General features: G+C 67.7%; 22 protein-coding genes and 4 tRNA genes. 21 read left to right on the forward strand and 5 right to left on the reverse strand.

From position 1 onward, the window contains the following. Positions 1-8: 8 nt before the first annotated feature. Together EGM71_RS07155 and EGM71_RS07160 are read left to right on the forward strand one after the other, a co-directional pair. A complete protein-coding gene (locus EGM71_RS07155; protein ID WP_087922075.1) occupies positions 9-416 on the forward strand; it encodes a type IV pilin protein in 408 nt (135 codons plus the stop codon). A 47-nt stretch (positions 417-463) separates the two neighbouring features. Continuing rightward, a tRNA-Asn gene (locus tag EGM71_RS07160) sits at positions 464-540 on the forward strand. A 52-nt stretch (positions 541-592) separates the two neighbouring features. On the opposite strand, the gene EGM71_RS07165 is transcribed toward EGM71_RS07160, so the two are convergent. Beyond that, positions 593-1138: a GspH/FimT family pseudopilin gene (locus EGM71_RS07165; protein ID WP_188488761.1), complete on the reverse strand. Its 546-nt coding sequence runs from the start codon at positions 1136-1138 to the stop codon at positions 593-595. A 128-nt stretch (positions 1139-1266) separates the two neighbouring features. Here EGM71_RS07165 and uvrB point away from each other — a divergent pair, with 128 nt between their 5' ends. The 3 genes from uvrB (at position 1267) to EGM71_RS07180 (ending at position 3645) form a co-directional block, all read left to right on the forward strand. Further along, positions 1267-3291 (forward strand): excinuclease ABC subunit UvrB, encoded by a 2025-nt coding sequence (uvrB, locus tag EGM71_RS07170; protein ID WP_188488763.1) that lies wholly within the window; start codon positions 1267-1269, stop codon positions 3289-3291. 106 nt (positions 3292-3397) lie between these two features. After that, positions 3398-3472, forward strand: a tRNA-Val gene (locus tag EGM71_RS07175). Between the two features lie 98 nt (positions 3473-3570). Next, a tRNA-Val gene (locus EGM71_RS07180) sits at positions 3571-3645 on the forward strand. 133 nt (positions 3646-3778) lie between these two features. Here the strand turns inward: EGM71_RS07180 and EGM71_RS07185 are convergent. Beyond that, a complete protein-coding gene (locus EGM71_RS07185) occupies positions 3779-4081 on the reverse strand; it encodes a hypothetical protein (RefSeq protein ID WP_188488765.1) in 303 nt (100 codons plus the stop codon). A gap of 182 nt (positions 4082-4263) precedes the next feature. Between EGM71_RS07185 and EGM71_RS07190 the strand changes: the two genes are divergently transcribed. After that, positions 4264-4404, forward strand: a complete 141-nt coding sequence (locus EGM71_RS07190) for a hypothetical protein (RefSeq protein WP_162838510.1) — start codon at positions 4264-4266, stop codon at positions 4402-4404. Positions 4405-4505: 101 nt separating this feature from the next. Here the strand turns inward: EGM71_RS07190 and EGM71_RS07195 are convergent, their stop codons facing one another. Next, a complete protein-coding gene (locus tag EGM71_RS07195) occupies positions 4506-4790 on the reverse strand; it encodes a hypothetical protein (protein ID WP_053500526.1) in 285 nt (94 codons plus the stop codon). A gap of 32 nt (positions 4791-4822) precedes the next feature. Beyond that, a complete protein-coding gene (locus tag EGM71_RS07200) occupies positions 4823-5590 on the reverse strand; it encodes a MipA/OmpV family protein (protein ID WP_188488767.1) in 768 nt (255 codons plus the stop codon). A 145-nt stretch (positions 5591-5735) separates the two neighbouring features. Between EGM71_RS07200 and EGM71_RS07205 the strand changes: the two genes are divergently transcribed. The 13 genes from EGM71_RS07205 (at position 5736) to EGM71_RS07265 (ending at position 19608) form a co-directional block, all read left to right on the forward strand. Continuing rightward, positions 5736-6407, forward strand: coding sequence for a response regulator transcription factor (locus EGM71_RS07205; RefSeq protein WP_005415973.1), 672 nt, complete (start codon positions 5736-5738; stop codon positions 6405-6407). A 1-nt stretch (position 6408) separates the two neighbouring features. After that, positions 6409-7752 (forward strand): sensor histidine kinase, encoded by a 1344-nt coding sequence (locus EGM71_RS07210; protein ID WP_188488769.1) that lies wholly within the window; start codon positions 6409-6411, stop codon positions 7750-7752. Between the two features lie 59 nt (positions 7753-7811). Then, positions 7812-10211 (forward strand): DNA internalization-related competence protein ComEC/Rec2, encoded by a 2400-nt coding sequence (locus tag EGM71_RS07215; RefSeq protein ID WP_188488771.1) that lies wholly within the window; start codon positions 7812-7814, stop codon positions 10209-10211. 3 nt (positions 10212-10214) lie between these two features. Next, positions 10215-10877 carry a MotA/TolQ/ExbB proton channel family protein gene (locus EGM71_RS07220; RefSeq protein WP_188488773.1) on the forward strand — a complete coding sequence of 221 codons (663 nt, stop codon included), beginning with the start codon at positions 10215-10217 and terminating at the stop codon, positions 10875-10877. A gap of 3 nt (positions 10878-10880) precedes the next feature. Then, positions 10881-11303, forward strand: coding sequence for an ExbD/TolR family protein (locus tag EGM71_RS07225; RefSeq protein WP_005415977.1), 423 nt, complete (start codon positions 10881-10883; stop codon positions 11301-11303). Next, the gene (gene msbA, locus EGM71_RS07230; protein ID WP_188488775.1) at positions 11300-13048 is read left to right on the forward strand and encodes a lipid A export permease/ATP-binding protein MsbA; all 1749 of its coding nucleotides are present in this window, start codon (positions 11300-11302) and stop codon (positions 13046-13048) included. The genes EGM71_RS07225 and msbA overlap by 4 nt, the downstream gene beginning before the upstream one ends. Next, positions 13048-14067 carry a tetraacyldisaccharide 4'-kinase gene (gene lpxK / locus EGM71_RS07235; protein ID WP_188488777.1) on the forward strand — a complete coding sequence of 340 codons (1020 nt, stop codon included), beginning with the start codon at positions 13048-13050 and terminating at the stop codon, positions 14065-14067. Before msbA ends, lpxK begins: the two co-directional genes overlap by 1 nt. A 75-nt stretch (positions 14068-14142) precedes the next feature. Beyond that, positions 14143-14916 carry a 3-deoxy-manno-octulosonate cytidylyltransferase gene (kdsB, locus tag EGM71_RS07240; protein WP_188488779.1) on the forward strand — a complete coding sequence of 258 codons (774 nt, stop codon included), beginning with the start codon at positions 14143-14145 and terminating at the stop codon, positions 14914-14916. Further along, positions 14913-15401 carry a low molecular weight protein-tyrosine-phosphatase gene (locus tag EGM71_RS07245; protein WP_188488781.1) on the forward strand — a complete coding sequence of 163 codons (489 nt, stop codon included), beginning with the start codon at positions 14913-14915 and terminating at the stop codon, positions 15399-15401. Before kdsB ends, EGM71_RS07245 begins: the two co-directional genes overlap by 4 nt. Next, entirely contained in the window at positions 15398-16810 is a 1413-nt protein-coding gene (locus EGM71_RS07250; RefSeq protein ID WP_188488783.1) for a hypothetical protein, read from the forward strand. The genes EGM71_RS07245 and EGM71_RS07250 overlap by 4 nt, the downstream gene beginning before the upstream one ends. Continuing rightward, positions 16807-18651: an excinuclease ABC subunit UvrC gene (gene uvrC / locus EGM71_RS07255; RefSeq protein ID WP_188488785.1), complete on the forward strand. Its 1845-nt coding sequence runs from the start codon at positions 16807-16809 to the stop codon at positions 18649-18651. The genes EGM71_RS07250 and uvrC overlap by 4 nt, the downstream gene beginning before the upstream one ends. A gap of 18 nt (positions 18652-18669) precedes the next feature. Beyond that, a complete protein-coding gene (gene pgsA, locus EGM71_RS07260) occupies positions 18670-19296 on the forward strand; it encodes a CDP-diacylglycerol--glycerol-3-phosphate 3-phosphatidyltransferase (RefSeq protein WP_012510614.1) in 627 nt (208 codons plus the stop codon). Positions 19297-19532: 236 nt separating this feature from the next. Further along, a tRNA-Gly gene (locus EGM71_RS07265) sits at positions 19533-19608 on the forward strand. A 63-nt stretch (positions 19609-19671) separates the two neighbouring features. On the opposite strand, the gene EGM71_RS07270 is transcribed toward EGM71_RS07265, so the two are convergent. Continuing rightward, on the reverse strand, positions 19672-20232 hold the full coding sequence (locus EGM71_RS07270; RefSeq protein ID WP_188488787.1) for an RrF2 family transcriptional regulator: 561 nt from the start codon (positions 20230-20232) through the stop codon (positions 19672-19674). A gap of 285 nt (positions 20233-20517) precedes the next feature. On the opposite strand from EGM71_RS07270, the gene EGM71_RS07275 reads away from it, so the two are divergent. After that, a complete protein-coding gene (locus EGM71_RS07275) occupies positions 20518-21729 on the forward strand; it encodes an NAD(P)/FAD-dependent oxidoreductase (protein WP_188488789.1) in 1212 nt (403 codons plus the stop codon). Between the two features lie 133 nt (positions 21730-21862). Then, complete coding sequence (locus EGM71_RS07280; RefSeq protein WP_188488791.1) at positions 21863-22969, forward strand: NAD(P)/FAD-dependent oxidoreductase; 1107 nt, start codon at positions 21863-21865, stop codon at positions 22967-22969. Positions 22970-23064 lie beyond the last annotated feature (95 nt).

Here is a 23064-nt window from a genome sequence, read left to right on the forward strand (position 1 = left end):
CCACGCTCATGTTGCACACTCCCATGCCTCGCCGCGCGGCTGGCTTCACGCTGATCGAATTGATGATCGTGGTGATCGTCATCGGCATCCTGGCGGCGATCGCCATTCCGTCCTACCAGGAGTACGTGCGCCGATCGCATCGTGCCGTGGTGAAGGCGGACCTGGCCGAGTACGCGCAGCGCGCAGAGCGCTACCACACCAGCAATAATTCCTACACCGGCTATGCACTGCCGACCAAGGTGTCGCCGCGTGATGGCGGCACCGCGCGCTACAACCTGGACTACAAGGGGGATGGCACCAGCTTCACCATCACTGCCACCCCGCAGGGCACGCAGGCAAAGGACAGCTGCGGCACGATGAGCGTGGACCAGGCCAACCGCAAGACGGCCGACGGTGGCGTTGCCAGCTGCTGGTGAAACAGGTGTTGATCTTCCTGTAATCGACCAGTACAATGCGCCTCCCCGCCCGAATAGCTCAGCCGGTTAGAGCACTTGACTGTTAATCAGGGGGTCGTTGGTTCGAGTCCAACTTCGGGCGCCAGATACTGCAAAAGCCGCGAGAAATCGCGGCTTTTGCTTTTCTGCGCAGACGTTCAGCAGGGTGCATCGCGATCCACGCGCTCGCTTCGGGTGCGGCCGCCATTGTTGACGATCAACGCGCCATGCAGCCGGTTGCCCGCGCAGATGCGCAGGGTCAGGTTGGCCCCGGGGCTGCGTCCATCTGCCTGGAAGAACAGCTGGGGACGTCCGCTGCTGGCCAGGGCCAGGATTGATACGTCCGAGCGCCCGGTGTTGTGGATCAGGATCGCCTCCGGCGACGCCGGCTCCCCGCGCTGGTCGCCACTGCGGTAGATGATCCAGCCGGCGCTCCAGTCGTCGCTGCAGCGCAGGCCGTCGACACTGGCGCAGAGGCCGATCAGCTCGCGCCTGCGCAATGCTTCGCTGCGCGCGCCGGACAGGCTCGCGTGCAGGGTCAGCTGCAGTGCATCGGCGCGTTGCCGCAGCAGCAGGGGCTGCAGCGCCGGCCAGGACGCGGCCAGCAGCACCGCCAGCACGGCGATGACCACCAGCAGTTCAGTCAGGTGCACGCCCCGCGCTGAGCGGGGGCCGAGGGGGCAGGGGGCATGGGTCGAGTACATGTATCCAGCCTCCGCGCCGGGCTGTGCGGCCGCCATCGGGAATCCCCGTGGCGGACTGCCCGGCGAACCCTCAGCCAGCCGTCACCCCTCGCCCCGTATACTCATCATTCCCGGGAACTGGCAACACCATGAGCGACAGTTTTGAACTTGTCTCGCCGTATTCGCCGGCGGGCGACCAGCCCGATGCCATCGCGAAGCTGACCAGCAACTTCGAGGCCGGCATCGCCAAGCAGACCCTGCTGGGTGTGACCGGCTCGGGCAAGACCTACACCATCGCCAACGTCATCCAGAACGTGCAGAAGCCGACGCTGATCATGGCGCCGAACAAGACGTTGGCGGCGCAGCTGTATGGCGAGTTCAAGGCGTTCTTCCCGCACAACGCGGTGGAGTACTTCGTCAGCTATTACGACTACTACCAGCCCGAAGCCTACGTGCCGTCGTCGGATACCTTCATCGAGAAGGACAGTTCGATCAACGAGCACATCGAGCAGATGCGGCTGGCCGCGACCAAGACCCTGCTGTCGCGCCCGGATGCGATCGTGGTGGCGACGGTCTCGGCGATCTACGGCCTGGGTGCGCCGGAAGACTACCTGTCACTGCGCCTGATCCTGTCCAGGGGCGAGCGCATCGACCAGCGCGACCTGATCAATCACCTGACCCAGCTGCAGTACACACGCAATGAGTACGAGCTGCAGCGCGGTACCTTCCGCGTGCGCGGCGAAGTGATCGACGTGTTCCCGGCCGAGTCGGACAGCGAAGCACTGCGCCTCGAACTGTTCGATGGCGAGGTCGAGAAGATCACCATGTTCGATCCGCTCACCGGCGAGACGCTGCGCAACATGCAGCGCTTCACCGTGTATCCGAAGACCCACTATGCGACCACGCGCGAACGCGTGCTGGCGGCGATCGAGACGATCAAGGTGGAGCTGAAGGAGCGGCTGGAGCAGCTGTACGCGCAGAACAAGCTGGTGGAGGCGCAGCGCCTCGCCCAGCGCACCCAGTTCGACCTGGAGATGATGGCCGAGGTCGGTTACTGCAACGGCATCGAGAACTACTCCCGGCACCTGACCGGCAAGGCCGCCGGCGAGCCGCCACCGACCCTGTTCGACTACCTGCCGGCCGATGCGCTGCTGGTCATCGACGAATCGCATGTGACCATTCCGCAGATCGGCGCCATGTTCAAGGGTGACCGCTCGCGCAAGGAAACCCTGGTCGAGTTCGGTTTCCGCCTGCCGTCGGCGCTGGACAACCGTCCGCTGCGTTTCGAGGAATGGGAGGAGCGCTGCCCACGCAGTATCTACGTGTCGGCCACGCCGGGCCCGTATGAGTACCGCGAGGCCGGTGACGAGATCACCGAGCTGGTGGTGCGCCCGACCGGCCTGATCGACCCGGTGGTGGAGATCCGCCCGGTAGGTACCCAGGTCGACGACCTGATGAGCGAGGCCAACGAGCGCATCAAGGCGGGCGACCGCGTGCTGGTCACCACGCTGACCAAGCGCATGGCCGAGAACCTCACCGAATACCTGACCGAGCATGGCATCCGCGTGCGCTACCTGCACTCGGACGTGGACACGGTCGAGCGCGTGGAGATCATCCGCGACCTGCGCCTGGGCAAGTTCGACGTGCTGGTTGGCATCAACCTGTTGCGCGAAGGCCTGGACATGCCCGAGGTATCGCTGGTGGCGATCCTGGATGCCGACAAGGAAGGCTTCCTGCGTTCCACCGGCTCGCTGATCCAGACCATCGGCCGCGCTGCCCGCAACGTGCGTGGCAAGGCGATCCTGTATGCCGACAGGATCACCCGTTCGATGCAGGCAGCGATCGATGAAACCGACCGCCGCCGCGCCAAGCAGGTCGAGTACAACGAAGAACATGGCATCGTGCCGCGCTCGGTGGCGCGCCCGATCGTCGATGTCCTCGAAGGCGCGCGTTCGGATGCCGCGGAGAAGGAGGCGAAGAAGGGCAAGGGCAAGGGACGGGCTGGCGTGGCCGAAGAGGCCGCTGACTATCGTTCGCTGTCGCCGGCGCAGCTGGGCGTCCGTCTCAAGGCACTGGAACAGCAGATGTACCAGCACGCCAAGGACCTGGAATTCGAGGATGCCGCGCGCGTGCGTGACCAGATCCGGCAGCTGAAGGAAGCCAGCCTGGGCTGAACGCGGCAGTGCAGCATCATCTTCACAAAAGTGTTGCGCTTCCCTGCCGGCATCCGTAATATACGCGGCCTGCACCGACGCAATCGCGGAAATGCAGAAGCAAAACGGGCGGTTAGCTCAGCGGTAGAGCACTACCTTGACATGGTAGGGGTCACAGGTTCGAACCCTGTACCGCCCACCACGAAGTCCTCGGAAGAGGGCTGTCGTGAACTGCAAAGCCCGGCCCTGGCGCCGGGTTTTTACGTAACAAGGCCAGCCTTCGGGCGGCAAGAACAAGATGGGCGGTTAGCTCAGCGGTAGAGCACTACCTTGACATGGTAGGGGTCACAGGTTCGAACCCTGTACCGCCCACCACCTGCTCCCGGCGTTGCCGGTGAAGCGGTGGAAACGATGAAAGCCGGCCCCGGGGCCGGCTTTTTTCGTTCTGGAAGAAGTGGTGCCCGTCTTGCCCGTGAAACCACATCCCTGCCGGTTCAGTGGCGTGAAATCAGCGGGTGATGCTGATCGAGCGCTGGATCTGCCAGTGGCCATCGACGCGTTCCCACAACTGCGCCACACGTACCCGGGCCAGCACAACGTGCGGGCTGCCGCCAGGGGCGTCTGCCGGTTGCTGGCTGCCCAGCCGCAGCACGCGGTCCTGGCGCAGGTGATAGAGCTGCAGGGGCAGCGCTTCATGCGCGTCCTGCGGCCCCTCGGTGCGCAGGATCTGGCTGCGCAGGGCATCCTCGGTGGGCCCGCTGCCGTTGCCGAACAGGCTGGAGAACAGCAGGATCAGGGCAAGCATCGGCATGGCACGGTGCTCCAGCGGGAAAGTGCGTGCAGGCTGGCATGGCCGGCCGGGCACCGCAGCCGGCCTGCGACGAAGGCGGGAATTGCGCCGCCAAAGGCAGGCAGGTGGCGATGAATCCGGGCCGCGCAGGCGTAGACTCGGCGCTACCGCGCAACCGCGCCATCACTGCAAGGAGCTGCCGCATGAGCGATCACGTCCCGGTATCCAGGCCCAATCCGTTCCTGGAACGCCTGTTCGGCGGCAACATGCTGGAAGGCACGTTCAAGGCAGTGATCTGGGTTGCGATCCTGTGCGCGCTGCTGGCGTGGACCACGCTGCGCTGAGCGACGCTGCCGCGCCGGGCCTGCCTGGTTGCAGGCCCTGCTGACGCGATGAATCCCGCTGCCGCCGCAAGGGCGCGGCAGCAGGGTCCGTTCGCGTGCCGTCAGGCGCTGAAGGCCTGGCGCAGGCTGCGCAGGGTTGCCTGGCGATGTTCCCTGGCCGTCGGCTCGCCCATCTCCAGTTCCTGCAGGCGCAGTCCAACCAGGGTCATCGACAGCGCATAGCCGCGTGCCGCGTCGGCAACGCGTGACAGGCCCACTGCACGGCGGGCCAGTGCATTCACATGTTCAAGGTCGGGCATCAGCCCCAGATAGGCGCGCTCGGCACTGTCCAGGTCTGGTGCACGCAAAATCGCGTGGGCTTCGGCGGTGGGGGAGACGGAGGCCATGGGGGGGGTCCTTGTCCGTAGGGGGCGCTCGCTCAGAACGAGCGCATCAGGGAAATGAAGGCCGACGTCTGCGTGCCGCGCCGTGCCATCGGGCTGTCCTTCACTGCATCGCCGAACCACTGGTTGGCCACCACGCCGGTCGCGCGCCATTTCGTACCCAGCGGCGTGCTGACCGCGATCTGCAGGCTCGGTGACGTGGTACTGCCGGGGCGATAGGCGTCAAGTCCCGAGCGCAGTGCTTCTTCGTCACTGATGCCGTAGTAGTAGTCGAGCAGCCGTGCACTGGAATGCACGACACCCGCCCGCGGCACCCAGGTGAAGCGGCCCGCCTGGATCGGATAGCTGTAATGCAGTCGCGACTCGAAACCACCGCCATGGCCGGTGACTTCACGCATCACGCTGGCCTCGACCATGCCCCAGTCGGCACTGTACTCACCGTTGATGCCCGCCATGGCTGACATCTGCCGGCTGTGCAGGCGGCGCAGCTGTGCATCGTTCACGTCGTCGGTCTTGAAGCGCAACGTGTAGGGCGTGACCGCCGCCGACAGCCGCAAGCCCTGATCCTTGTAAAGGTACATGCCCAGCGAGCCGGGACTGGCGAAGAAGCGCTTGCCCTGCCAGGCAATGGCCGGGACCACCAGCGGTTTGACGTCATAGTGCGCGTACGCACCGGAGGTCGCGCCAGCGCTGATGCCGGCCTGCACGCCCGGGTTCTGCTCGGCAGCGTGGGCGAGCAACGGCACGCCGAGGGTAGTGGTGAGCAGCAGCGGGCGCAGCAGGGTCGGGGACAGCGACGGCATCGATCAGCCACTTTGCGGGGGATGGCTGCGCATGGTGACGGGGTAACATTGTCAGAACATTGCGCCCGCGTGATCGGCACGCATGGGCGCAAAACCAGGGCGCCAGGCACTATGATCGGCAGCGTTTCCGGTAGACGAGTTCCTGATGCGCATCCTCCTGGTCGAAGACGATCCTGATCTGTCCCGCGCCCTGCAATCGGGCCTGGAGCGGCAGGGTGTGGTCGCCGACGTGGTCGGCAGCCTGGCCGAGGCCGCGCTCGCGTTGCGCGAACCGGTGCACCAGCTGCTGCTGCTTGACCGCCAGCTGCCCGATGGCGATGGCGCCGGATTCGTCGCGACGGCGCGTGCGCTTCGGCCGAACCTGGCAGTGATCATGCTGACCGCCAAGGGCACGCTGTCGGACAAGGTCGAAGGCCTGGACGTCGGTGCCGATGACTATCTGGTCAAGCCGGTGGCGATCGAGGAACTGATGGCGCGCATCCGCGCCGTATCGCGCAGGCCTTCGGCGATGGTGACGCCGAGCCTGCGGCTGGGGCGGCTCGAGTTCGATTTCGAATCGCTGCAGGCACAGGTGGAAGGCCAGCCATTGGCCCTGCCTCGGCGGCAGGTGCTGGTGCTGCAGGCGCTGGCGATGCGGCAGGGTCGTACGGTTACCCGTAGTGCGCTGGAGGCTGCGGTGTACGGGTTCGACGATGAGATCCAGTCCAATGCACTCGATGCGCATATCTCCAAGCTGCGCAAGGCGCTGCAGCAGGCCGGGGCCGGCGTGGAGATCCACGTGATCCGCGGCGTCGGCTACCTGCTGGCGGAGGCCTGAGATGGCCCGTCCGATCCGTTCGATCACCCTTGGCCTGGCCTGGCGCCTGTTCCTGGCGCAGGCCTTCACCGTGCTGTTCGCGGTGGTCGCGCTGATCCTGACCTGGGGTGACAAGGACTCCTGGGGCATGGACATGTTCGTTGCCGAGGCGGTGGCCAAGGCGGTGCACAGCGAAGGCGGCCGCCTGGTGCTGGACCAGGCGCGCTGGGACAAGCTCGATGCCAACGCCGGGGGAAATCTCTGGTTCGCCGCGGTGGACGACAGGGGCATGTGGCTGGAGCGCGGTACCATTCCTGCGATCCACGCGCCGCTGCTTGCGCGCCTGCCGACCGTGGGCGCCACTGAACTGGGTTCGCTGGTCCCACCCTACCTGGACGTGGCGCGGGTGATGATCCGCAACGAGGAGGGGCGCCGCATCACTGTGATGGCCGGTGGCGCGCCGAAGGGCGGGCTGCTTGATGGCGCGCTGATGGTGTTGCGCCTGATCGGCCTGTGGTTCTTCCTGCCGCTGATCGTGGTCACCCTGCTGGTGATGCCGACGGTGATCCACCGTGCGATGCGGGGCGTGCGCCGTTCTGCGCAGCAGGCCAAGGAGCTGGACATCGGCCAGCCCGGTGCGCGCCTGGATGCGCAGCTGGTTTCCACGGAAGTGGCGCCGCTGGTGGAAGCATTCAACGATGCCATCGACAAGGTGCAGCAGGGCTACGCGGCGCGCGACAAGTTCCTCGCCGACGCGGCGCACGAGCTGCGCGTACCGATCGCCGTGGTGCAGGCGCGCCTGTCTCAGCTGCCGCAGGGCGAGCTGAAATCGCAGCTGCTGACCGACGTGGCGCGGCTGGGCAATGTTGCCGAGCACCTGCTCGACCTGCAGCGGCTTGACCGCAATGTCGGCGCATTGCAGCGGCTGGACCTGGCCCTGCTGGTGCGAGAGGCTGCCGCGGACCTGGCGCCGCTGGTGGTGGGGGCCGGTTACGGATTCGAAGTGGACGCGCCGGAGGCGCCGGTGTGGATCCACGGCGACAGCCTGGCGCTGGGGCGGGTGATTGCCAATCTGGTACACAACGCGATCGTGCATGGCGGTGGCCGAGGCACCATCTGCGTGCGGTTGGACACACGCGGGTTGCTGGAAGTCAGCGACCAGGGCGCGGGCATTCCGGTGGGCGACCGCGAGGCGATCTTCGAGCCGTTCCATCGCCTGCGCGCGGCGGGCAGCGGTAGTGGTCTCGGTCTGCACCTGGTGAAGGAAATCGTGCAGCACCACGGTGGCTCGGTCAGTGTCGGCGAGGCTTCGGGCGGCGGCGCGAGCTTCCGGGTCAATTTCCATCGCGGCAGCGTCCGGCGCTGACGCGTTTGCGGGGCAAGTCCCGATAGGCAACCTGCCGCAGGCAACGTCAGGCTGGCCTCATGGCCGTCGAGCGTTCCCCGTCTCCCTTGCTGGGCAGTGGCGCTGCTGTGGCGCTGACACTGGGGGCGTTGGCCTGCGTGCAGCTTCCGCAGCTGCCGCCGCTGTGGGTCTGCAGGGTGATGATCGTGCTTGGCATCGCAGGGTGGGGCCTGCGTTGGCGGGGGCGCCTGCCGGCGGTCGTGCTGTTTGGTGCCGGATGGACGGCGCTGCACGGGCACTGGGCATTGCAGGACCAGCTTCCACCGGGCCAGCCAGCACGGGATGTGGTAGTCAGTGGCCGGGTCATCGATCTGCCAGATCATGGGACCACGCACACCCGCTTCCTGCTGCAGGTCAGCGAGAGCAGCGAACTGCCATGGTTGCGCGGCAAGCGGCTGCAGGTCACCTGGAACGATGCCTGGCGTGCCGCCGATGCCACCGTTGCAGGGCGTGGGCGCCATCAGGTCCTGGCCGGTGCGCAGTGGCATCTGGCCCTGCGCGTGCGGGCGCCGCGATCGCGGATCAATCCCGGTGGTTTCGACAGTGAACGCCATGCGCTGCTGCGCGGCGTGTCCGGCAACGGCACGGTGCGGGAGCCGGCCAGCGCGCGTGAGCTGCAGGCCGCGCATGGCCTGCCGGCATGGCGTGAACGCACCAGCGCCGCCATCGCCGCGCAGGTGGCCCATCCAGCGGCGCGCTTCGTGCAGGCGCTTGCGCTGGGTGATACGCGCGGCCTGTCCGACACCGATTGGGATCAGTTGCGGGCGCTGGGCCTGACCCATCTGGTGGCCATTTCCGGGTTCCATGTCGGAGTGGTCGCGGGGCTGGGGGCGTTGCTGTGTCGGGGGCTGTGGTGGCTGTGCCCCCTGCTGGCCCGCCATTGGCCGCGTCCGCTGGCGGCGGCCTGCGCTGCAGCCCTGGCCGCAGCAGGCTACGCGGTGCTGGCCGGCGGTGAATTGCCGACCGTGCGCACTGCGCTCATGATCGGGCTGGTCGCACTGGCGCGCAGCGGGCGACGCCCGCTCGGTCTCATGCAGGGGCTTGCGCTGGCGGCGCTGGCGCTGCTGCTGCCGGCGCCCCTGGCGGTGCTGTCGGCGGGCTTCTGGCTCAGTTTCGGTGGCGTGTTGTGGCTGGTGTGGTGCTTGCCGCCGGGACGTCCGCGCGGGGTGGCCGCCTACCTGCGCGGGTTCCTGGCCGCACAAGGGGTGGCCAGCGTCGGCCTGTTGCCGCTGGGCATCGCCTTGTTCGGGGGCACTGCCTGGCTGGGGCCGCTGGTGAACCTGCCGGTCATCCCGTGGTGGACATTGCTGGTGGTGCCCCTGTCGCTGCTGGGCACCGCGCTGCAGGTGCTGCATGACGGGGCCGGGCGCTGGGCGTGGTGCGCTGCGGCGTGGTTGTTCGAGATCAGCTGGCAGGCGCTGCAGCCGTTGGCGGCGCATCCTCGGGCGATGTGGTGGTTGGCCGAGGCGCCGGCCTGGGCCGTGCCGGCGGCGCTGCTGGGCGTGTTCTGGTGGCTGCTGCCGCGTGGTGCCGGGGGCGGGCTGGCCGGCCTGCTGCTGTGCCTGCCGCTGCTGTGGCCGCAACGTGAGCGACCGGCGGAGGGCGAACTGGAGCTGCTGGTGCACGATGTCGGCCAGGGCACGGCGGTGTTGCTGCGTACCGCGCGGCATGCGCTCTGGTACGACGTCGGGCCGCCGAACGGGGGCGAGGGCAGCGAGCGGGTCCTGGTTCCGTCATTGCGGGCGCTGGGGCAGGCTCCGCCTGACCGGGTGATGATCAGTCACGACGATCTCGACCATGCCGGCAACCTGCCGAGCCTGCGTCTTCAGCTGCCAGAGCTGCCATTGCAGGCGCCGCCGGGCAGTACGATCGCCGGGGCCGGGCGTTGCCAGCGCGGCCTGCGCTGGCACTGGGACGGCGTCGATTTCCAGGTGCTGCACCCGGATGCCGGCAGCCAGCGGGCCGAAAACGAGGACAGCTGCGTGCTGCGCGTGACCAGCGCTCAGGGCGTGGTCCTGTTGCCCGGGGACATCGGTCGTCCGGCCGAACAGGTGCTGCTGCGGGCGTCTCCGGTGGCGCTGAAGGCGGACGTGGTGCTGGTGCCGCACCATGGCAGCGGCGGCAGCTCCAGTGCGCCTTGGGTGGCGGCGGTGTCACCCCGGCTGGCGCTGGTCTCGGCCGGGCACCAGAACCGCTTTGGCCACCCGCGCCGGGACGTGGTCCGGCGCTGGCAGGCGCAGGGAGCCGAGGTGGTGTCCACCGCAGAGTCCGGGGCGATCCGCGTATGGCTTGGCGCACAAGGGCTGCAGCTGCGTGAACAGCGTATCCATGCATCCCGGTGGTGGGATGCCGCTGGGCGGGCGCGGTCGGCTGCTATCCTATCGCCGATCGAACAAGCGGCCGTTGGGCCGGAGGGTTGAAACGTGTGGGAACTGGTCAAGGCCGGTGGCTGGCCGATGGTGCCGCTGCTGCTGTTGGGCGTACTGGCTTTGGCGATCATCCTGGAGCGTTTCTGGTCCCTGCGGCGAACGGAGGTGCTGCCGCCCGGCCTCGGCCAGGAAGTGCGCAACTGGGCCGCACGCGGCAAGCTTGACCCGGCGCACCTGCAGACCCTGCGCGCCAACTCGCCGCTGGGCGCATTGCTGGCGGCCGCACTGGAAGCCCGCAACCGCCCGCGTGACCAGATCCGCGAGCGCATCGAAGACACCGGCCGCCACCTGGTGCATCGCATGGAGCGTTTCCTCAACGCGCTGGGCACCATTGCGTCGGCCGGTCCGCTGCTGGGCCTGCTGGGCACGGTGATCGGCATGATCCAGATGTTCCTGGGCATCCTCGACCATGGCGTGGGCGACGTGAACCAGCTGGCCGGCGGCATCGGCAAGGCCCTGGTGTGCACCGCCACCGGCATGATCGTGGCTATCCCGGCATTGATGTTCCATCGCTACTTCAAGGGCCGCATCCACGGCTACGTGGTGGAAATGGAGCAGGAAGCCAGCGCCCTGCTGGACACGCTGGATGGCCGCCCCGGGGTGATGACCCCGTCGCCGTCCGCGCGCCCGGCCAACGCCGCCACGGCGAAGGCCTGATCGATGCGTATCGGCAATGACCGATCCCAGGATGAGCCGCATATCGATCTGGTCCCGCTGATCGACGTCATCCTGGTGCTGATCATCTTCTTCGTGGTCACCACCACCTTCGATGCGCGCTCGACGCTGCAGGTGCAGCTGCCCACCGCCAGCCAGCAGCCCAACAACGAGCCGCCGCGTTCGCTCAGCGTGCTGATCAACGCCGAAGGCCGTTATTTCATCAATGACCAGGAAGTGCTGCGCAGCGACGTCGAGTCGGTCAAGCAGACCATCGCGTCTGTCGCCGGCAGTGACCGCAGCCAGCCCGTGCTGCTGCGTGCCGACGCACGCACCCCCTACCAGGCCGTGGTGACTGCGCAGGACGCGCTCGGTCAGCTCGGTTTCCGTCGTATCGCCATTGCAACTGCGCCAGAGGTGCGTCCATGAGTTCCCATCACGCGCCGGTGTGGCCGATCTACAAACGTCTGCTGGGCTACACCCGCACCTACTGGGTGTTCATGGTGGGCGCGGTCATCGCCATGGTGGTCGAAGCCCTGGCCGGCTACCACTTCACCAAGCTGATGGAGCCGCTGGTCAACGAAGGTTTCGTCGACCCGCAGCCGCGCGCGGCCGTGGTGCTGCCGCTGACCATCCTCGGCCTGTTCCTGATGCGCAGCCTGGCCACCTGGGTCAGTGACTACACGCTGGCCAAGACCGGCCGCAGCGTGGTCCGCGACCTGCGTGAGCAGGTGCTGCAGAAGTACCTGCACCTGCCGTCGTCGCACTTCGATACCGAAGCGACGCCGGTGATGGTCAGCCGCCTGAACTTCGATACCGAGCAGGTCACCCAGGCCAGTGCCGACGCGCTGAAGACCGTGGTGGCCGATACCCTCACCATCATCGCGATGCTGGCGGTGATGCTGCAGATGAGCGTCAAGGTCACCCTGGCGATGCTGGTGGTGGTGCCGCTGATCGGCGTGATCGTGTCCTACGTCGGCAAGCGCTACCGGCGCATCAGCCGCGGCATCCAGGACGGCATGGGCACCATGGCCCAGACTGCCGAGCAGTCACTGGCCGCGCAGCAGGAAGTGAAGGTGCATGGCACCCAGCAGCACGAGATCTCGCGCTACTCGCGCCTGGCCAACCGCATGCTGGCGCTGAACATGAAGGTCGAGGTCACCCGTGCCGCCGCCTCCAGCGTGGTGCAGTTCCTGGCCGCACTGGCGCTGGCGGTGATCGTGTGGGTGTCGACCCGCGAAGCCCTGGCAGGCCGCCTCAATGCCGGCCAGTTCATGGGCCTGATGACCTCGATGATGGCGATCATTCCCTCGCTGCGCCGCCTGACCAGCGTACAGACGTCCATCTCGCGCGGTGTTTCCGCCGCTGAGCGCCTGTTCGGCATCATCGACATGCAGGTGGAGCGCGACGAGGGCCAGCACCGCGTGCAGCGCGTGCGGGGTGAACTGGCGTTCGACCACGTCATGCTGCGCTACCGCGAGGACAGCGGCATCGCCCTGGACGACATCAGCTTCGTTGCCAGGCCGGGCACGGTGACGGCCATCGTTGGCCGTTCCGGCAGCGGCAAGACCAGCCTGATCCGGCTGGTGCCGCGCTTCTACGAGCCCAGTGGCGGTGTCATCACCCTCGACGGCGTGGCCCTGGACGACTACCCGCTGGCCGACCTGCGCCGGCAGGTGGCGATGGTCGGGCAGAAGGTCATGCTGTTCGATGACACCATCGCTGCCAACATCGCCTATGGCATGGAAGCGACCGACGAGCAGATCCGCGCAGCGGCCGAAGCCGCCAACGCGTGGGAGTTCATCGCACGCATGCCGCAGCAGCTGCAGACCCCGGTGGGCGAGAATGGCGCGCTGCTGTCCGGTGGCCAGCGCCAGCGCCTGGCGATTGCCCGCGCGATCCTGCGCGACGCTCCGATCCTGATCCTCGACGAAGCCACTGCGGCGCTGGACAACGAATCCGAGCGCCTGGTGCAGGATGCACTGCAGCGCCTGATGCCCGAACGCACCACGCTGGTCATCGCGCACCGCCTGTCGACCATTGAGCATGCCGACCAGGTGCTGGTGATGGATCATGGCCGCATCGTTGAACGTGGTACCCACAAGGAGCTGCTCGAACTGGGCGGCCTGTACCAGCATCTGCACAGCATGCAGTTCCGCGAAAGGCAGGACTGATGGCCGGCAAGGGTACCCAGACCCCGCCGTACTGGTACGACGGCACCCCGGTTCCGTGGACGATGCGCCTGCTGGCGCCGCTGTACGCAGGTGTCACGGCGCTGCGCCGGCGCGCCTATCGGCGTGGCTGGCGCAAGCGCCATTCGTTGCCGGTGCCGGTCATCGTGGTCGGCAACATCACCGCCGGCGGTACCGGCAAGACGCCGCTGACCATTGCCCTGGTCGAACGCCTGCGCGCGGCCGGCTGGAGGCCGGGCGTGGCCAGCCGTGGCTATGGTCGCGAAGACGCCGACAAGCCGCTGTGGGTGCAGGCTGATACGCCGACCGCCAAGGGCGGGGACGAACCGGTGCTGATCGCCTGGAAGACCGGCGTGCCGGTGCGCGTGGATCGCGACCGTGTCGCCGCCGGCAAGGCGCTGATCGAGGCCGGTTGCGATGTGATCGTCTGTGACGACGGCCTGCAGCACTACCGGCTGGCGCGCGACATCGAGATTGAAGTGGTTGATGCGCAGCGTCGCTACGGCAATGGCCGGATGATTCCGGCCGGGCCGCTGCGCGAGCCGGTCAGCCGCGCCAGCGAATGCGATTTCCGCGTGGTCAATCTCGGCCAGGCCGATGAGGAGACTGCGGCACAGGCCTGTGGCTTCGGCCAGTGGCCAATGGCCCTGCACATCGACAGTGCGCAGCCGCTGGCCGGTGGCCGCGCGCGCCCGCTGGCCTACTTCAAGGGACAGCGCGTGCATGCGGTGGCCGGCATCGCCCATCCGCAGCGCTTCTTCGACATGTTGCGCGCGCGCGGGATCGGCGTGGTGCCGCATGCGTTTGCCGACCACCAGGCCTACCAGCCGCAGGACCTGTCCTTCGGCAGCCAGCTGCCGGTACTGATGACCGAGAAGGATGCGGTGAAATGCCGGGCGTTCGGCAACGACTGGCACTACGCGGTTCCGCTGCGCGCGGAGTTGCCCGCGGCGTTCTGGGTGGCGTTGACCGATCGCCTGGACAAGCTGCGACCGAACTGAGTGGCGCGGTGGCGCTTGCATTCACGCGCCGCTGGCCGCATTCCCGTTGTAACGAGCCTGCCGAGTACCGCCCGCATGACCGAATTCGTCGTCGCCATTCCGGCCCGCTATGCCGCCTCGCGGCTGCCTGGCAAGCCGCTGCGCCCGCTGGGCGGCGAGCCGCTGGTGCTGCACGTGGCACGCCGCGCGCTGCAGGCCGGCGCCACTGAGGTATGGGTCGCTACCGACGATCAGCGCATTGCCGACGCGTTGTCCGGCCTGGCCGAAGTGAAGGTGGCGATGACCGCGACCACGCACGCCTCCGGCACCGATCGCCTGGCCGAATGCGCGCGCATTGCCGGCTGGGCCGATGACACGGTGGTGGTCAACCTGCAGGGTGACGAGCCGTTCGCACCGGCGGCGGGCATCCGCGCGGTGGCCGATGCGCTGGTCGCTGGCAATGCGCCGATGTCGACCCTCGCCACGACCGTCGAGGACGCGCACACCCTGTTCGACCCGAACGTGGTGAAGCTGGTGCGCAACGTGCGCAACGAGGCGATGTACTTCAGTCGCGCGCCGATCGCCTGGCACCGCGACGGCTTCGCACGCAGCCGCGACACGCTGCCGGACGGCCATGCCTGGCTGCGCCACATCGGCATCTACGGCTATCGCGCCGGCTTCCTGCAGCAGTTCGCGGCGATGCCGCCGGGCCAGCTGGAGCAGGTCGAGTCGCTGGAGCAGCTGCGCGTGCTGGAAGCCGGCTACCCGATCAGCGTGGCGATCTCGCCCGAGCCGTTCCCGCCGGGCATCGACACGCCCGAGGACCTGGAGCGCGCCGAGCGGCTGCTGCAGGCGATGGCAGCGCGATGAGGCTGCTGGTCGTCTGCCTCGGCAACATCTGCCGTTCGCCGATGGCCGAAGGGGCGTTGCGCGCACGGCTGGACGCCTCGCCGCTGGCCGGGCGGGTGCAGGTTGATTCGGCCGGCACCGGCGACTGGCACGTGGGCGAGCCGCCGGACCGCCGCGCGATCGCCTGCGCGGCCGGGCACGGCGTGGACATCGGCGGCCTGCGCGCACGCCAGCTGCAGGCCGTGGATTTCGACCGTTTCGACTGGATCCTGTGTGCCGACGAGGCCAACCTGCGTGATGCCGGGCGTCTGGCGTCGGCCGGCCAGCGCGAACGCCTGGCGCTGTACCTGCCCTGGTCGGGCGGGCAGGGGCGGGTAGCGATCCCCGATCCCTACACCGGCGGCAGCGATCATTTCGAACAGGTCTGGTCGCTGGTCGACGATGCTGCAAAACGTGCGGTGGCACGACTGTTGCATGACGCCGACTCCGGCATAATCGGGTCATGAACGTCCAGCCCGTCCCGGACCTGCCCGAGTTCGCCACCTGGCTCAATGCCACCCCCTGCACCCTGACCGAACTGCGCGGTCGGCCGGTCGCACTGCTGTTCGTCAATGCGGCCTCCGCCTGGAGTGCGCAACGCCTGGCCGAGTTCGGCCAATGGCTGTCGCGCCACCCGGGCAAGCTGCAGCCGCTGGTGCTGCAGGTGCCGCGCTTCGATTTCGAGCGCGACGCCAGTGCCGCACTGAAGCTGCTGCGCCGGCAGGGCCTGACCATGCCCGTGCTGCTCGATGCCGACTGGGATGGCTGGCGCCGCTTCGGCGTTACCGCCTGGCCGACCATGGTGCTGCTGGACGCGCAGGGCCGCGAACAGCAACGGCTGGTCGGGCAGGGCGCACCCGGTGAACTGGAGCGCGCCTTGAACGCGTTGTGCCAGGGCGCGCCTTCGGCACCGCCGCGCGGCGGCAGCGAACTGCATCCGGAACCGCGCCAGTCCCTGCGCTTCCCGCAGGGACTGGCGGTCAGCACCGAACGCCTGTACATCGCCGACAGCGGCCATCACCGCATCCTCGAATGCAGCCATGGCGGTCGCATCCTGCGCCAGTTCGGCCTCGGCACCGCCGATTTCATGGACGGCAACCTCGCCGAAGCGGCGTTCCACCGCCCGCAGGCGCTGGTGCTGGAGCGCGATTCGCTGTACGTCGCCGACACAGGCAACCACGCGGTGCGCCGTATCAACCTGCTGACCGGCATCGTCGACACGCTGTGTGGCAACGGGCGTCCCGGTGCGCCGGTGGAAGGTCCGGTCGCGCAGGCGCGGCAGGTCTCGCTGGACCATCCGGTCGGCCTGGCCATCGCCGACAACCAGCTGCACATCGCGATGGCCGGCGACAACCGTATCTGGAGCTACCACCTGGGCCAGCGCAGCCTGCAATGGCGCGCCGGCAGTGGTTCCATCGACGAGCGGGATGGCAGCGGCCATCTGGCTGCCTTTGCCCAACCGACCGCGCTGGCCGTGGTGCAGCAGGTGCTGTACGTCGCCGATGCGTTGGGATCCTCGATCCGTGCACTGCAGCTGCGCGGCGACCTGGTGCAGACGCTGGTCGGGCAGGGGCCGTGGCGCTTCGGCAGTGAAGACGGCCCGCGCGCGCAGGCCAGCCTGCAGTTCCCGCAGGCGATCGCCTTGAGCGCGGACGCCCCGCTGCTGTGGATTGCCGATACCGGCAACGGTCGCCTGCGCACGCTGCGCCTGGGCGGCGGCGAACTGACCACCCAGCCGCTGCCGCGCCGCCTGCATGGCCCGGCTGGACTGGCGGTGGGCGCAGGTGCGGTGTGGATCGCCGAGACCGACGCCCACGCCGTGCTGCGATTCGATCCCGACAGCGGCGTGCTCAGCGAAGTGCCGATCAGCGAATGACCGACGTTCCCGCTCCGGTCTTCGACGGCAAGGCCTTCGCGGCCCAGCTCAGCACCGCCCCCGGCGTGTACCGCATGTACGCGGCCGACGACACCCTGCTGTACGTGGGCAAGGCGCGTGCGCTGCGCAACCGCGTCGGCAGCTATTTCAACGGCAGCCCGAAGAACGCGCGGATCATGTCGATGATCTCGCAGATCACGCGCATGGACGTGACCGTGACGCGCTCGGAAGCCGAGGCGTTGCTGCTGGAAAACCAGCTGATCAAGTCGCTGTCGCCGCGTTACAACGTCTCGCTGCGCGATGACAAGACTTACCCGCATGTGCTGCTGACCCGCGAGGACTGGCCGCGCATTGCACTGCATCGCGGCCCGCGTGCCATTCCCGGCCGCTACTTCGGGCCGTATCCCGGCGTGACCGCGGTGCGCGAAACGCTGAACCTGATGCACAAGCTGTTCAAGCTGCGCAGCTGTGAGGACAGCGTGTTCCGCAACCGCTCGCGGCCCTGCCTGCAGTACCAGATCGGCCGTTGCAGCGCGCCCTGCGTGGAGCTGGTGCCGGCGCCGGACTACGCCGAGTCGGTGCGCCGCGCTGCGCTGTTCCTGGAAGGCAAGAGCGACGAACTGACCCGTGAGCTGGGCGAGCAGATGCAGGCCGCCAGCGAGGCGCTGGAGTTCGAGCAGGCCGCGCGCCTGCGCGACCTGATCTCCTCGCTGCGCAGCATGCAGACCCGTCAGTACGTGGACGGTCGCGCCGCCGACCTGGACGTACTGGCGGTGGCCATGCAGGGCTCGCAGGCCTGCGTGCTGCTGCTGGCCTTCCGTGATGGCCGCAACCTCGGCACCCGCCCGTTCTTCCCGCGTACCAATGGCGAGGAGAGCCCGGAGGAAGTGCTGGCCGCGTTCGTCTCGCAGTACTACATCGAATTCGAGCCGCCGCGCGAGATCCTGCTGGACCGCGAGATTCCCGACGCCGACCTGCTGGTCGCCGCACTGTCGGCCTCGGCCGAGCGCAAGGTGCAGCTGAAGTGGAACGTGCGCGGCGAGCGCGCCGGCTACGTGGAACTGGCCAGCCGCAACGCGCAGCTGACCCTGGCCACCGAACTCAACAGCCGCGACGCGCAGCACGCGCGCAGCGATGCACTGCGCGACATGCTGGGCCTGGCCGAGCCGGTCAAGCGTGTCGAGTGTTTCGATATCAGCCACACCATGGGTGAGGCCACAGTGGCCTCATGCGTGGTGTTCGACGCTGCCGGTCCGGTGCGCGCGCAGTACCGCCGCTTCAACATCAGCGGCATCGAGCCGGGCGACGACTATGCCGCCATGCGCCAGGCCATCGACCGCCGCTTCCGCCGTGCCGTGGAAGAGCAGGGCGTGCTGCCGGACGTGCTGCTGATCGACGGCGGCGCCGGCCAGCTGGCGCAGGCGCAGGCCGCACTGGCCGACCTGGGTGTGGAAGGCGTGCTGCTGGTGGGCGTGGCCAAGGGTGTGGAGCGCCGCGCCGGCCATGAAGCGCTGGTGATGCCCGACGGCCGCGAGCTGCGCCCCGGCGCGGCCAACCCGGCGCTGCAGTTCATCCAGCAGGTGCGCGACGAGGCGCACCGCTTCGCCATCACCGGCCACCGCGGCCGCCGCCAGAAGGCGCGGATGACCAGCAAGCTGGAGGACATCCCCGGTATCGGGCCGCGTCGCCGCGCCAGCCTGCTCAAGCATTTTGGTGGCCTGGTCGGCCTGAAAGCCGCTGGCGAAGCGGAAATCGCCAAGGTGGAAGGCATCAATGACGCCCTCGCGGCACGTATCTACGCTAACCTGCACGGGTTGGCCACGCCTGATGCGGCCGAGTAGAGAGAGAAGCACGCAAGCATGAAGTTGACCCTGCCCACCTGGCTGACGTTGTTGCGGATCGTGATGATCCCGGTGCTGGTGCTGGTGTTCTACCTGCCCTACACCTGGACCAACTTCGCTTCGGCGGCGATCTTCGGCCTGGCCGCGATCACCGACTGGCTCGACGGCTGGATTGCTCGCCGTTACCAGCTGGAGTCGGCCTTCGGTGCCTTCCTCGACCCGGTCGCGGACAAGCTGATGGTGGCAGTGGCACTGTTCCTGATCGTGCAGGGCCACCCGACGCCGTGGATGGCGTTCTGGGCGGCGGTCATCGTCGGACGTGAGATCGCGGTGTCGGCGCTGCGCGAGTGGATGGCCGAGCTGGGCCAGCGTGCCAAGGTGCGTGTAGCGATGATCGGCAAGGTCAAGACCACCGCGCAGATGGTTGCGCTGCTGTGCCTGCTGTATTCGGTGGCCCCGAACGTGCCGGTGGAAGACATCTGGATGGGCTGGCCGGTGTTCCACATCGGCGATTGGACCCTGGCGATTGCCGCCGTGCTGACCCTGTGGTCGGGCCTGCAGTACCTGCACGCCGCCTGGCCGAGCCTGCGCGATGACGAGCGCGCGGCACGCGAGCGTGCGCGGCAGAAGAAGCTGGGCAACTGAGCCCCGGGGTCGGATCCCTTTCCGAAGGAAAGGGCTCTGACCCCATCGATGCGCCCATCCACGCATGGCGTGGATCTACTGGAAATTTTGCATCCACAGATGATGCGGATCCATCGGTTTGCGGGGATGCTGTAGTAGATCCACGCCATGCGTGGATACGCGGTGCAAGTCGCTCCGCAGACCCTGAAAAAAGCACTTGACGCCATTCCCAGAATAGGTAGAATTTCGCCTCCCAAGCGGGAATAGCTCAGTTGGTAGAGCGCAACCTTGCCAAGGTTGAGGTCGCGAGTTCGAGTCTCGTTTCCCGCTCCAGATTCAAGAAAAACGCTCCCTGAAGGGAGCGTTTTTCGTTATGCGCGGCCGTGTCCACGCGGATCAATCATCATCCTGTGTCGACGCACGCGCACGCATGCCGGTGATGCGTGCTTCCTCGCGTGCCACCTGACGGTCGGCAAACCACTCCTGCACATCTCCCGCGAAACTCGCCGGTCGCCCCTTGCCCTGCACGCCCTCGGCGATCGAGGCCAGGCTGGAACGCGCGAGCTCCTCGCGCATGGCTTTCTGTGCATTGATCATCACCGCGTGGATGCCGCACACGCCACGGTTGGCCCATCGGGGTGGGGCACCATCAAACAGCGCGCAGCGCCCACGGATTTCCTGGCAGTCGAACAGTGCCTTCTGTCCCTCAACGGCATCGACCACATCCAGCACGCTGATGTCTTCGGGCGCACGCGCCAACTGGTAGCCGCCACGGATACCACCCGTGGACTCGACGATGCCGGCCTTCTCCAGCTTGGGGAAGATCTTTGCCATGAAGGCCGCAGGCACGCCCTGAAGCTCGGCCAGGTCGCGGCTGCTTGGCCGCTGCTCCAGCGGCGGGACCAGCCAGAGCAGGCAGTGCAGGGCGTACTCGACGCCCGTTCCGATGTGGGCCATGGGACCGGTCCATAAAAAATATAACGCGGACTATAGGGGCCTGAGTTACCCGCCGCAACCCTGCGGAACTTCATGCAGATCTTTGATTTCATTGGCGTTGTGGCGGGGAAAAGGAATAGGGCAGGGAGGCGCTGGCCTGAACCGCGCCGCCGTCAGGCGCTTGCACCACATAACGCGGACTCATATGATCCGCGTTATGTGGTGCGCCGCTGCAGCACATCGCCCGCGCCCGTGCCGTCCGGGCACCCGGGCGCCTGAACCCCCATTCCCTGAAGGATTTCCTCCGTGTCCCAACGCATTCTTGTCATCGGCGCCGGCTTTGCCGGCATGTGGAGCGCGCTCGCCGCCGCCCGTCTTCTCGACCAGGTCGCGCGTCGTGATGTGGAGATCGTGCTGGTGGCGCCGTCGCCGGAACTGCATGTGCGCCCGCGCCTCTACGAAAAGGGACCGGAGCGCATGAAAGCGCCGCTGCAGGCGATCTTCGATGCCGTTGGCGTGCGCTACCTTGCCGGCCGCGTTGAACACATCGACGCTGCCAACCAGCAGGTGCAGGTGGTGGACACGGGTGCCGATGCCGCAACGCAGAAATTGCGCTACGACCGCCTGGTGCTGGCCGCCGGTAGTCGTCTGAACTGCCCGCCCATTCCCGGCTTGCAGCAGCACGCCTTCAACGTCGACCAGATTGCCGATGCAGCCCGCCTGCAGGCACATGTGGAAGGCCTCGCCGCTCGCCCGCAGAGCGCGGCGCGAAATACGGTGGTGATCGCGGGCGCGGGCTTCACCGGTATCGAAACCGCGGCAGAAATGCCGACGCGCCTGCGCGAAGTTCTCGGTGCCGATGCTGCAGTAGACGTCATCATGGTCGAGCGCGCCGATGCGGTGGGCCCGGACCTGGGCGAAGGCCCGCGCCCTGTCATCACGCAGGCGCTCAAGGAATTGGGTGTGTCCTGGCGGCTGGGCTCGGGCGTCGCTCGCGTGGATGCGGAGGGCGTGACGCTGGAAAACGGAGAACGCATCGACGCCGCCACCGTTGTCTGGACGGCCGGTGCACGTGCCAGTGCGTTGACTGCTCAGATTCCCGGCCAGCACGATGCGGTGGGTCGCCTGCACGTGGACCGCACGCTGAAGGCGAACGGTGTCCACGCGGTGTTTGCTACCGGCGACTGCGCGCATGCCGCCACCGATGACGAGGGCAACGTGGCGATGATGTCCTGCCAGCACGCGATGAACCTGGGGCGCTCCGCCGGACACAACGCCGCGGCTGACCTGATCGGGGAAGCGATGATTCCGTATGCGCAGCCCAAGTACGTGACCTGCCTGGACCTGGGGCCGTGGGGTGCGGTCTACACCGAGGGCTGGGATCGCCAGGTGGTGCTGGCCGGTGCCGAAGCCAAGGCGCTGAAGACCCGCATCAACACCGAATGGATCTATCCACCCAGTGGCGCGCGCGCGGAGATCCTGGCGTCTGCAGATCCGCTGCGGATCGTTGTGGCCTGACGGCGCAGAAACGTTCTGCGAGCAACGCTCCCGAAAGGGAGCGTTGCGCTTCATCCCCACTTCACCGCCACTCCTTCGCCTCACCACGCGGCAGTTCGAAGCTGCATCTCCGTTCCTCCAGGGCGATGCAGCCATGTCCCACACTCCCTCCGCCTACGACCACGACGTGGTCATCGTCGGCGCCAGTTTCGCCGGTGCCGCCTGCGCGCTGGCCGCTGCCCAATACGGCCTGCGCGTCTGCGTGCTTGAACGCAAGGCCGACCCCGGCGAGCGCCTGCACACCACCGGCATCGTGGTGAAGGAGGCGATGGAGCAGACATGGCTGGGGCGCATGCCCGAACATCTGGTGCAGCACGTCGCGAACGTGCGCCTGTATGCGCCCAATCTGCGCAGCGTGTTGCTGGCCGCACCGGGCTACTACTTCCTCACTACTGATACACCGAACCTGATGCGCTGGCTGGCCAGCGAATTGCGCGCGAACGGTGTCGACCTGCGCCTGCAGCAGTCCTTCACCGACGCCCGTCGCTGTGGTGACGGCTGGCAGGTGGAAGGGGCAGGCCGCTGCGCCTATCTGGTCGGCGCCGACGGTGCACGCTCACGTGTTGCCCAGCACACCGGCCTCGGCCAGGTGCGTGACACCCTCTACGGCGTCGAACGTGAGTTCGCTGGCCTGCAACTGCCGCAGGGCGATGCACTGCATTGCTTCGTCAGCAAGCGCTACGCGCCGGGCTACATCGGCTGGGTCGCGCAGAATCCGACCGGCGTGCAGGTGGGGTTGGCGCTGCGTCACGATCCACAACGGGTGACGCCGCCGGACATCGAGGGTTTCCTCGACCACGTGCGCGATGTGGTCGGCATTCCGCCTTCGGTGCGTCCTTCGGCCACGCGTGCCGGCCTGGTGCCCTGCGGCCGGCCGGTTGGGCCGATCACCGGCCAACGCGTGATCCTGACCGGCGACGCTGCGGGCATCGTCTCGCCGCTCTCAGCCGGGGGCATCCACTCCTCGTGGCGGCACGCCTGGGCGGTCGGTGATGCCATCGGCCGCCACCTGCGTGGCACCGGTCCACAGCCGGAGCGGGTGGCGCGCCAGGTGGCGCCGGCATTCCCTGGCAAGCGCCTGCTGCGCTGGGCGATGGATCATCTGCAGGCCGATTGGCCGCTCGATACGCTGCTGCATACAGCTGCCACGCGCCGCATCGCCGAGCAGGTCTACTTCCATCGCCGTGGCCTGCGCACGTGAAGGGGGCAGGCAGCGGCGCCTGAACGCCGTCCTTCAGTTCACGTGAAAATTCCTGTTGACGCCGTGCAGCAATATCGACACAATAGCGCTCCTTC

Origin of the sequence: Stenotrophomonas maltophilia (genome assembly GCF_006970445.1) — a bacterium.
Classification (GTDB): domain Bacteria; phylum Pseudomonadota; class Gammaproteobacteria; order Xanthomonadales; family Xanthomonadaceae; genus Stenotrophomonas; species Stenotrophomonas maltophilia_AU.

Excerpts from the sequence above, each read along its gene's own strand:
- EGM71_RS07155 (WP_087922075.1), top strand. The coding sequence starts at position 9 with ATGTTGCACACTCCCATGCCTCGCCGCGCGGCTGGCTTCACGCTGATC.
- EGM71_RS07165 (WP_188488761.1), bottom strand. The coding sequence starts at position 1,138 with ATGTACTCGACCCATGCCCCCTGCCCCCTCGGCCCCCGCTCAGCGCGG.
- uvrB (WP_188488763.1), top strand. The coding sequence starts at position 1,267 with ATGAGCGACAGTTTTGAACTTGTCTCGCCGTATTCGCCGGCGGGCGAC.
- EGM71_RS07185 (WP_188488765.1), bottom strand. The coding sequence starts at position 4,081 with ATGCCGATGCTTGCCCTGATCCTGCTGTTCTCCAGCCTGTTCGGCAAC.
- EGM71_RS07190 (WP_162838510.1), top strand. The coding sequence starts at position 4,264 with ATGAGCGATCACGTCCCGGTATCCAGGCCCAATCCGTTCCTGGAACGC.
- EGM71_RS07195 (WP_053500526.1), bottom strand. The coding sequence starts at position 4,790 with ATGGCCTCCGTCTCCCCCACCGCCGAAGCCCACGCGATTTTGCGTGCA.
- EGM71_RS07200 (WP_188488767.1), bottom strand. The coding sequence starts at position 5,590 with ATGCCGTCGCTGTCCCCGACCCTGCTGCGCCCGCTGCTGCTCACCACT.
- EGM71_RS07205 (WP_005415973.1), top strand. The coding sequence starts at position 5,736 with ATGCGCATCCTCCTGGTCGAAGACGATCCTGATCTGTCCCGCGCCCTG.
- EGM71_RS07210 (WP_188488769.1), top strand. The coding sequence starts at position 6,409 with ATGGCCCGTCCGATCCGTTCGATCACCCTTGGCCTGGCCTGGCGCCTG.
- EGM71_RS07215 (WP_188488771.1), top strand. The coding sequence starts at position 7,812 with ATGGCCGTCGAGCGTTCCCCGTCTCCCTTGCTGGGCAGTGGCGCTGCT.
- EGM71_RS07225 (WP_005415977.1), top strand. The coding sequence starts at position 10,881 with ATGCGTATCGGCAATGACCGATCCCAGGATGAGCCGCATATCGATCTG.
- msbA (WP_188488775.1), top strand. The coding sequence starts at position 11,300 with ATGAGTTCCCATCACGCGCCGGTGTGGCCGATCTACAAACGTCTGCTG.
- lpxK (WP_188488777.1), top strand. The coding sequence starts at position 13,048 with ATGGCCGGCAAGGGTACCCAGACCCCGCCGTACTGGTACGACGGCACC.
- kdsB (WP_188488779.1), top strand. The coding sequence starts at position 14,143 with ATGACCGAATTCGTCGTCGCCATTCCGGCCCGCTATGCCGCCTCGCGG.
- EGM71_RS07245 (WP_188488781.1), top strand. The coding sequence starts at position 14,913 with ATGAGGCTGCTGGTCGTCTGCCTCGGCAACATCTGCCGTTCGCCGATG.
- EGM71_RS07250 (WP_188488783.1), top strand. The coding sequence starts at position 15,398 with ATGAACGTCCAGCCCGTCCCGGACCTGCCCGAGTTCGCCACCTGGCTC.
- uvrC (WP_188488785.1), top strand. The coding sequence starts at position 16,807 with ATGACCGACGTTCCCGCTCCGGTCTTCGACGGCAAGGCCTTCGCGGCC.
- pgsA (WP_012510614.1), top strand. The coding sequence starts at position 18,670 with ATGAAGTTGACCCTGCCCACCTGGCTGACGTTGTTGCGGATCGTGATG.
- EGM71_RS07270 (WP_188488787.1), bottom strand. The coding sequence starts at position 20,232 with ATGGCCCACATCGGAACGGGCGTCGAGTACGCCCTGCACTGCCTGCTC.
- EGM71_RS07280 (WP_188488791.1), top strand. The coding sequence starts at position 21,863 with ATGTCCCACACTCCCTCCGCCTACGACCACGACGTGGTCATCGTCGGC.